Source organism: Microcoleus sp. AR_TQ3_B6, assembly GCF_036702785.1.
GTDB lineage: Bacteria > Cyanobacteriota > Cyanobacteriia > Cyanobacteriales > Microcoleaceae > Microcoleus.
Genome location: NZ_JAUBVJ010000048.1, coordinates 51,918 through 60,681, shown reverse-complemented (window position 1 = coordinate 60,681; position 8,764 = coordinate 51,918). Strand labels below are relative to the sequence as shown.

General features: G+C 49.6%; 5 protein-coding genes. 2 read left to right on the top strand and 3 right to left on the bottom strand.

What is annotated here, in order from left to right; all coding sequences use genetic code 11:
* The first annotated feature begins 84 nt into the window (after window positions 1–84).
* On the top strand, window positions 85–4,941 hold the full coding sequence (locus QUB56_RS21855) for a CHAT domain-containing protein (RefSeq protein WP_445243385.1): 4,857 nt from the start codon (window positions 85–87) through the stop codon (window positions 4,939–4,941).
* A gap of 491 nt (window positions 4,942–5,432) precedes the next feature.
* Here QUB56_RS21855 and QUB56_RS21850 read toward each other — a convergent pair whose 3' ends face one another.
* Window positions 5,433–5,567: a hypothetical protein gene (locus tag QUB56_RS21850; protein ID WP_332958057.1), complete on the bottom strand. Its 135-nt coding sequence runs from the start codon at window positions 5,565–5,567 to the stop codon at window positions 5,433–5,435.
* Between the two features lie 66 nt (window positions 5,568–5,633).
* Window positions 5,634–7,019, bottom strand: a complete 1,386-nt coding sequence (locus QUB56_RS21845) for an ATP-binding protein (protein ID WP_332958056.1) — start codon at window positions 7,017–7,019, stop codon at window positions 5,634–5,636.
* Between the two features lie 407 nt (window positions 7,020–7,426).
* Between QUB56_RS21845 and QUB56_RS21840 the strand changes: the two genes are divergently transcribed.
* Entirely contained in the window at window positions 7,427–7,750 is a 324-nt protein-coding gene (locus tag QUB56_RS21840; protein WP_006635576.1) for a DUF3155 domain-containing protein, read from the top strand.
* Between the two features lie 327 nt (window positions 7,751–8,077).
* Here QUB56_RS21840 and QUB56_RS21835 read toward each other — a convergent pair whose 3' ends face one another.
* Complete coding sequence (locus QUB56_RS21835; protein ID WP_332958055.1) at window positions 8,078–8,611, bottom strand: cofactor assembly of complex C subunit B; 534 nt, start codon at window positions 8,609–8,611, stop codon at window positions 8,078–8,080.
* Window positions 8,612–8,764: the final 153 nt, after the last annotated feature.

The window sequence follows — 8,764 nt, the reverse complement described above, 5'->3', positions numbered from 1 at the left end:
AATGACTAATGACTAATGACTAATGACTAATGACTAATGACTAATGACTAATGACTAATGACTAATGACTAATGACTTCCTCCAATGATCTATTTTCGTTCTGCTCTAATTTTGACATTAGGTTTTTGGCTGCTACCGCTAGCAGTTCGGTCGCAACCTGTCGTTCCTGCAAATGACAGCACTAATACTGTTGTTAAGTCCGAGCAAAACCGCACAGACATTAGTGGGGGACAACTGTCAGGAAACGGGGCAAATCTGTTTCACAGCTTCAGCCAATTTAATCTCAGCGAAGGTCAAATTGCTAATTTTCTAACGAATCCCAATATTCAAAATATTTTAGGGCGGATTTCCGGAGGCGATGTTTCCGTCATTAACGGTCTGATTTCCGTAAGCGGCGGCAACTCGAATTTATTCTTAATGAATCCGGCGGGAATTGTCTTCGGTCAAAATGCTAGATTAAACGTGTCCGGGTCTTTTTTCGCGACAACTGCTACAGGTATTGGTTTCGGCGATCGCTGGTTTAATTCGGCAGGAATTAATGATTACAAAGCTTTAGTAGGAAACCCCAATCAATTTAATTTTAATAACTCACAAGTCGGTGCAATTGTCAATGCGGGAAACTTGGCAGTGGGCAGCGGTCAAAGTTTAACTTTGCTCGGTGGCACCGTTATTAATACAGGAAAATTATCCGCTCCAAACGGTCAAATTACAGTGGCTGCTGTTCCGGGAGAAAAGGCAGTCCGGATAGGTCTTACGGGTAACTTATTGAGTTTAGAAATAACTCCGCCTTGGCAGTCCGAAAAATCGGCGATCGCCCCGGTTTCTTTGCCTCAGTTGCTTACGGGCTCCGGCCTAGCGTCAGCCACAGGTTTAACGACTAACGAACAAGGTCAATTGGTACTGACTGGCGGCCAAACAGTGCCCGCAGTTGCCGGAAGTGCGATCGTCTCGGGTTCTGTCAATGTATTTGCTGCTTCTGGCATTGCGGGCGGCACAGTTAATATTTTAGGTGAAAAAGTAGGACTCTTCGGCGCAAATATCAATGCTTCCGGAACCGACGGCGGAGGTAATGTGCGTGTTGGAGGCGGTTGGCGGGGGATGGAAACCGTGCCAAACGCACTGGTAACATACGTTAGTCCTGATTCTACGATCGCAGCAAACGCGATCGACCGCGGCAATGGCGGCACTGCGGTAATTTGGTCAGACAATATCACTCGCTTCTTCGGCAATATTGCTGCTCGCGGGGGCACAGCAGCAGGTAACGGCGGAAGAGTAGAAGTTTCCGGCAAAAATGCTTTAACTTTTCAAGGAGAGGTCGATACCCGCGCGACTAACGGGGCGATCGGCAATTTGTGGCTCGATCCGGCAAATATTACCATCGTCAGCGGTAACGGCGACAACAGCGCGCGATCGCAGGGCGGGGAACTGCAATCGGCACCAGAAGCCCAAGAAACATCGATCTCAGAAGTGCAGTTGGAACAGATGACGGCCGGCAGCAACGTGGTTCTAGATACCCCCGGCAACATCACCCTCCAAAACTTGCCCGATAACAAACTTTCCCTGCAAGCGAGAACCGGAGACACCGTAACATTTAGATCGGGCCGAGTGTTTTATGTCAATGACCCCAAGGACTCAATCGAGACTCAAGGTGGCAACATCAACATTTTCGCCAGCAGCATCTCTGCGGGCGGACTTAATGCCAACGGCGGCAATATCGCTCTGACTGGTAACGGCATTGACTTGAGAGGCGGCAGCAATTCCGCAACCAGTGCGGGGGGAACAATTCGCTTGCAGCCCAAGGACAGCCGGCGAATTCGGATCGGTGGCACCGGCGATATTTTGGGCATTTTGGACTTGACGGCAACGGATCTCGGCGCTTTGGCGGGGGATTTTGGTTCGATCGCGATCGGGCGCGAAAACGGTAGCACCTCATCGATCGCGATCGTCGCACCCATTACCTTCAACAGCCCGCTGACACTGCAAGGCAAATCGATCGCGATCGACAATCCCCTGAACACAACCGGCAGCGCTAGCTTGACTCTCGACGCGCCCCAAACTGCTCTCGGCGCCAACATTGCGACATCCGGCGCCGATCTCACTTTTACAGGAAACGCATCCCTCAATGCTGACGCGGCTTTGAGCACAAAAGCTAGGGGCAACATTCTGTTCTCCGGTAGCCTAGACGGATCTCGCGCCCTGAGACTAGACGCTGGGCGAGTGGTGTTCGGCGGTACAGTCGGTCAAGCTGCACCGCTGGCGAGTTTGACTGTCAACGCCCGCAGTAGCGAGGTTTCGGGCAATATTGCGACATCGGGCGACATGACTTTCAACACCGCCGTCACAGTCAATCGCAGGGCCGCCCTAGCCACCACTACCGGCAATATCACTTTTGCCAATACCCTCGACAGCACCCCGGGCCGAGCAAATAATTTGACGCTGGGCGCTGGCGGCAACATTACTTTTGGCGGCAGAGTCGGTCAAAATCAGAGGTTGGGCCAGCTCTCGGCTGACGCTGCTAACGTGACGGCTGCTTCCACAATTGCAGCGCGCAGTTTGAGCGTTAACGCCCGAGATTCCGCTCGCTTCGGGGGGGACAGCACAGCCGCTTTGGGAGCCGATATCAAGGCTGGAAATGTCCTCTTAGAGGGTAATTTAAGGACGGATGGCGGCAGCGTCAACCTGCAAGCCAGCCGCGAGGTTCGGACGGGCAATATTACCTCGAAGGGTGGGAACATTCGGGTTGAAGGGAATACTGTTGCAGCAGGTGCGATCGACTCGTCGGCGGCGGGAACGGGGGGCGCGATCGCTCTCAAAAGCAATGCCGGCCCTTTAACTGCGGGAGCTTTGAACGCTTCGGGAGCGATCGGCGGAAATATTGCCCTTACTTCGAAAGCGGGGATTTCGGCTCTCGATCTCAACTCCAGCAGCACTGCCAACGGAAACGGCGGGGCAGTCTCCCTGAGCGCGACGGGTAACATTCAGTTGGGTTTTATCAACGCTAGAGGCGGCACTGGCGGCACTGGCGGCAGCGTTGATGTGACAACCCTCGGTTTGTTTCTATCGAACAATGTTTTCAACGATGATATATCGGGCAATATTTCCAGTATTTCTACGAACGGGGGTGCGGGGGCGGGGGCGATCGCAATTCGCCACGGAGGCGGTATCGATCGACCGTTTGTAGTTGGCGGCGCGATCGACAATGGAACCAGGGGAAGCATTAATGCTGGCGCGGGAAACGCCATTTTGCCCAGTTTTTCCTTTGGGCAAACTTACACCCAGGGAAGTTTACCAAATCAGATTTCCCTAATTACACCGAGTCCCCCAAGAGTTCCCGAACCAATTCCCGAACCAATTCCCGAACCAATTCCCGAACCAATTCCCGAACCAATTCCCGAACCGCCTCTAGTTTCCGTAGATCCCGAGCCTGCGCTGTCACTTCCTGCATCTTTGGACGTAGAATTGCGATCGCAAAATCGAGACCAAAATTACCCCATTACCCCGGATATTTTCCCTAATTCTGGCAGATTAGATCCGGCAGGTTCGGGAGTTGTAGAATTTGAGAAAGCCTTTAGTCGCGAGTATGAAAAATATCTCGACTTGCCCGCAAGAACGCCGATTACTAATATATCGGTAATTTACGAAAATCTCCGCAAAAACGAACAAATTACCGGGGTAAAATCTGCAATTATTTATATGAACTGGGTCAGCAGCTCGGATGCAGCCGCCCCCAAAGAAAATGGTTCGGTGGTAGTGGCAAGTCGGGATTTATCTAATCTATTGCCTGTGAGAAAAAACCTCACCTCCGGGCAGCCTCGCCCCTTAGAAGATAAGTTGGGGGAGAGGTTGTCGCCGCAGGGAAAAGAAATTTCCGATGTTCCTAAGGGGGAGCATTTAGAATTAGTGTTAGTCACAGCTAACGCTCAACCGATGCGCGTTTTAGTTCCGGCGACAACGCGGTGGCAAGTGTTGCAATTGGCTGACGCCTTGCAAACCGAAATAACTAATCCCAGAAGAAGAAACAGCATTAGTTATTTGGATTCTGCTCAAAAACTTTATCGCTGGTTAATTGCGCCAATGGCCGCAGAATTGGCAGCTTTAAATATTGACAATTTAATTGTAATTCCGGCAGCCGGTTTGCGGAGTGTGCCCTTTGCGGCCCTTCACGATGGTAAACAATTTTTAGTTGAAAAATACAGCCTTAGCGTGATGCCGAGTCTGAGTTTAACTGATATTCGCTACGACAATATTGCGGATGATGAAATTTTGGCAATGGGGGCATCGGTATTTGAAGATAAAGCGCCATTACCAGCGGTACCGGTGGAGTTAGAGTCAATCGCGCCGCCCTCAGAAGGAAAATCATTTTTGAATCAAGATTTTACTCTCGGGAATTTGCAAGATCAGCGGAGAAATCGGCACTTTGGAATCATTCACTTAGCAACTCACAGCGAATTCCAGCCAGGGGAACCGAAAAATTCTTACATTCAGTTGTGGGATACTAAATTGCGCCTCGATCAAATGCGGCAGTTGCGGTGGAATGAACCGCCAGTGAACCTGTTAGTCTTAAGCGCGTGCAGTACCGCTTTGGGCGACGAAGAGGCGGAGTTGGGGTTTGCGGGTTTGGCGGTAGCTAGCGGTACTAAATCGGCTTTAGCGAGTTTGTGGGAAGTCAGCGATGAGGGGACTTTGGGGCTGATGACCGAGTTTTACCGACAGTTGCGGATGCCGAGACGTGAGGGCAATTTGATGATTAAAGCCGAGGCTTTGCGGCGGGCACAATTGCAGATGCTGCGGGGGCGCGTGCGGATTCAAGACGGGAAGTTGCGAGTTGAAGGGGCCTCTGTGATTCTAACTTTGCCTCCGGAAATTGCGGCGCGGGGCGATCGAGTGCTTTTGCATCCTTATTATTGGGCCGCCTTCACAATGATTGGCAATCCTTGGTAATTAGTAATTGCTAATTGCTAATTGCTAATTCGGACTTTTTTATTCTTCCCTCAAACCTCAACATTCATCGGTTATAGTAAATCCGGGTTTGTCATATCAATTCCGGTTCCATCGGCATAGTCAAATCCAGTCAACAGTCAACAATTCCCGATGGATGGTGCAACCAAATTTGAGATAATTTATCTGCGTTAATCTGTGTTTATCTGCCTGTATCTGCGGTTAAAAAAGATAATTTATTCACCGCAGATGAGAAGGGATTGACGCAGATTCACGCAGATAAAGAGAAGAGATATGAACAGGAAAAAAACTCCAAGTAGTAAAACACTAAAAAATAAGAATATCCCCGATCGACTGCGCGGCTCTTTTTGGCGCCACACACTCCCAAGGTAAATGCACAAATTGTGACTGGGATGCACCCGAGGACTTCGGAAAATCCGGTTAAAATGCTTTCGTAAGGGAACCAGCAATTAAAACGATCGCCGGCACAGGCGTTACACTGCTTTTCCCTGGTTGTTGAGTTTGGCGTATAGGCTCAAGCCGCCCAAAATCAGCACAATCAGAGTGTTGAAAGCAGCTAAAAACCGTACAGTAAAAAAAGTTTTTTTGGGAATTCTAAAGAATTTCAAAAGTTGGGAATTTTATCGAATCAAGGCAGATGCTTCATAAAAAATGTCTCTAAACAATAGAGTTCGTTACTTACTCAGCGGCAGCCAAACCACAAATGTAGTGCCGCGATCGGTTGGATATAAATCAGTTTCTGCCGATGGCAGCCATTCAGGATTGACTGGGGAAAATACTTCTATTTCTCCTTGCATTTGGCGGACTAAATCGCGGGCGATCGCCAAACCCAATCCTGTGCCCGGAATTTCTGTCTGCGCTTTTTCTCCCCGGTAGTGCCGCTCAAATAAATGCTCTAAATCCTGGGGAGGAATGCCAGGACCTGTGTCGCTGACTGCAACTGCTATCGCAGGCAATTGGCTGTATCCTGCCCGATCGCCCTGGGCTGCTTTGTACCTGACTTTAATATAAATTTGGCAGCCGGCAGGGGTATATTTCAAAGCATTGTCAATTAAATTGCTCAAAACTTCGCGCAAAGCTCGATCGTTCGCTGAGACTGCTGGCAAATCTGCCTCCAGGTCCGCTAGCAATTTCAGATGCCTTTCAGATGCGATCGCCTCGGCGGAAATTAACAGCGGTTTTAAGACTTCTGTCACAAAACAGGATTCCTGCAAATGGGCGGCAGGTGACAGCGACAGAGGAGAATGCCGGATTGATTCGACATTGGACATGGCTTTTTCTGAAGTGCGCGATGGCAGTTTGAGATGTGCTTCGCCGGTGTCAACAGTTCGATCGAACTGGCCGAGCAACTCTTCTAGCCGATCGCTTTCTCGGACAATACTAAAAGCCACATTGCGGTTTTTGTCTTCCGGTACCAGCCGCCGTGCTAACAGCTTGCCAAAAGTTCGCAACGCTGTCAGCGGACTTTTGAACTGGTGCAGCAAATTGTGCATCGTGTCGTAAACCTGAGCCTGGATTTGCCTAGCCGAACGCAATTCTTGCTGCATCCACTGCGATCGCTGGTCTAAAACGCAAGCTAGGGCTAAGGTGCGAGCAATTTGTTGCATCTGAGCCTCCTCTCGCTCGTTCCAAGCCCTGTCTTGCCGACCGCACACCAGGAGTCCCATGACAGCTCCCTCGTGTATCAGAGGCGTCACAATTTGCCGGCGCTGCTGCCACACATTCTCCGGGCCTTGGCACTGATGGGAACTGCGCTCATTACCGCCAAGCGCCTCGGGTGCGATCGCCCCCACCCTTGATTCTTCCACAGGCAGAACCGGCGGCGCCAGCAGTCGCGGCACCGGTTTGACTGTCGAGCTTTCGCAAGATTGCAACCTCAACCCCTGATTTTCTTCCGATTCGACTGAGATTTCTGGGTAAACCGCGATCGGCACCAACTTTGCTTCGCTGCCTTCTACCAGCTCTTGTGTCAGGTATACCGCGCTGAATGTCGCGCCCAAACTGACGGCGATCGCCACCTGCGATCGGCAAAGCTTGACAAATTCTGAACTTGCTGCCATTAACATGAGCGCCACATTAAGATATCTAAAGGAATTCTAAGTAAATTACAACCGATCGGCAGCCCATTACAGATGAGAGACTTCTAGATTTCAGGTGTCTTCGCTTTGATAGAAAGCAGCTATGTTGAAGTCCTGGGGCTTTAATCAACCAAATTTACCAGGATTCCGGTTGCGCTCCGCTTCCACAGAGCCCGGATTCTTGGCTCTTGCCGGAACTTGCGGCCCACGATACCACAACTGCTACACTTTTGTCGATCGGCACCCATGTTAAGATTATGTCGATATATTAAAAACTGTTGAACTTTTGAGCGAGAAGGGATATACTGACCTCGGATTTGGTAGCTATCATTACAACCTGTCTGCTCATACTGTCTGCTCACATGTCTCTCACAGAGGAGGTAAAGAAATTGGCCAGGAGACGCAAACGCAAGAGTCGCCGCCGACAAGAAGGACGAAGAATTTTAGAGTGTGTGCCTCAATATAGCATCGAGAGCGGCGAAGATAAACCCGTAACAGCGGCTCGCAAGTTCATCCATGCCGAAGGCATTGCTCCCCCAGCTTTGCTGTTAGTCAAGCGTAACGAGCATACCACTGACAGATACTTCTGGGCTGAAAAAGGTTTATTTGGAGCCCAATACGTAGAAGAGAACCATTTCTTGTTTCCCAGCTTAAAGGTGATGTTGGAAGCTACCACAGAAAAAATTCCTGTGGTGTCAGCCAGTCGCGCATAGCTCAAAATGTTGAGCTCAAAACATTGACAGCAATGTTTTTCTAATTCTTTTAACAAAAGCGCTAGAGTTCTCATTGTCTGGAGAGTGCCAACTGAAATTTCTGCGAAAAGTCCTTAGGAATTAGGGTATAAGGAGCCATCGCAACAGGCTCGATCGCTGCCGCGGGTGATCGCCACAATTGGCACTTTCACGATAATGGTTTTTTTTTGAGTGTTTGGTCACTCAAACAAACAGCCAACGAGAGAGCGGCTCTTTAGGTCATCGGTTTGTCAGCTCGAAGTCTAAGTACGGCATCTAGCATATCAAAAAACGTTCCGCGCCAAACTTTTAATCGAGCGGTTTCAAATCTAAAGCTTTTTGCATGGCTGCTAGTTCATCGCGGTGAGCTCTAACAGTAACAAAGCTCTTGGTTTGGCTTCCCGACTCAGCAATTGATTCGAGTTTGAGCGAGACTTGCTCGGATCGTCCAGCTTTTTTCCAGTAAAATACCCCCGCCAGCGGCGACAGCAGTACCAAAGCTAGGAAAATTTGACCCTGCTGGGGAACCAGCATTCCCAAAACCAGTCCCAAGCACAGAGTGCCACCTGCACTCAGCAGAGTTAAAAAAATAGCCAAAAACCAACTAGGCCTGACAAAACCCTCAAACGTGACTTTATAGTTGGGGGCATCGACGGCTGCAACTCGGTAAGCCCTAGAAGCAAAATACTCTTGTAGCTGGGCTAACAGTGACTCTTGGGGGCTTGAGGAAGCAAGCTTGACTTGTTCGATTCTATCTTTGACCGAGGCCTTGATGAAGAAAAACAAGCCAACAGCCAGCAGCAGCGTCAGCACAAATGTTGAAGGAAGAACAGCAGTATCCATCGGTAGCAGTTTGTCTAATTGAAATTATCTACTATTACTTTACAGAACTTTACATACGAAAGCGATCGAGGACTTACGCAGACACTTTTTTACCAAAATTCGCAAAAAGCTTTGTAGCAAGGCGTTTTTCTCCCCATCACCAAATTCCCAGAG

What these genes read in the sequence shown, in the direction of transcription:
- QUB56_RS21845 (WP_332958056.1), bottom strand. Translation starts at nt 7,019, where the DNA reads ATGGCAGCAAGTTCAGAATTTGTCAAGCTTTGCCGATCGCAGGTGGCG.
- QUB56_RS21855 (WP_445243385.1), top strand. Translation starts at nt 85, where the DNA reads ATGATCTATTTTCGTTCTGCTCTAATTTTGACATTAGGTTTTTGGCTG.
- QUB56_RS21835 (WP_332958055.1), bottom strand. Translation starts at nt 8,611, where the DNA reads ATGGATACTGCTGTTCTTCCTTCAACATTTGTGCTGACGCTGCTGCTG.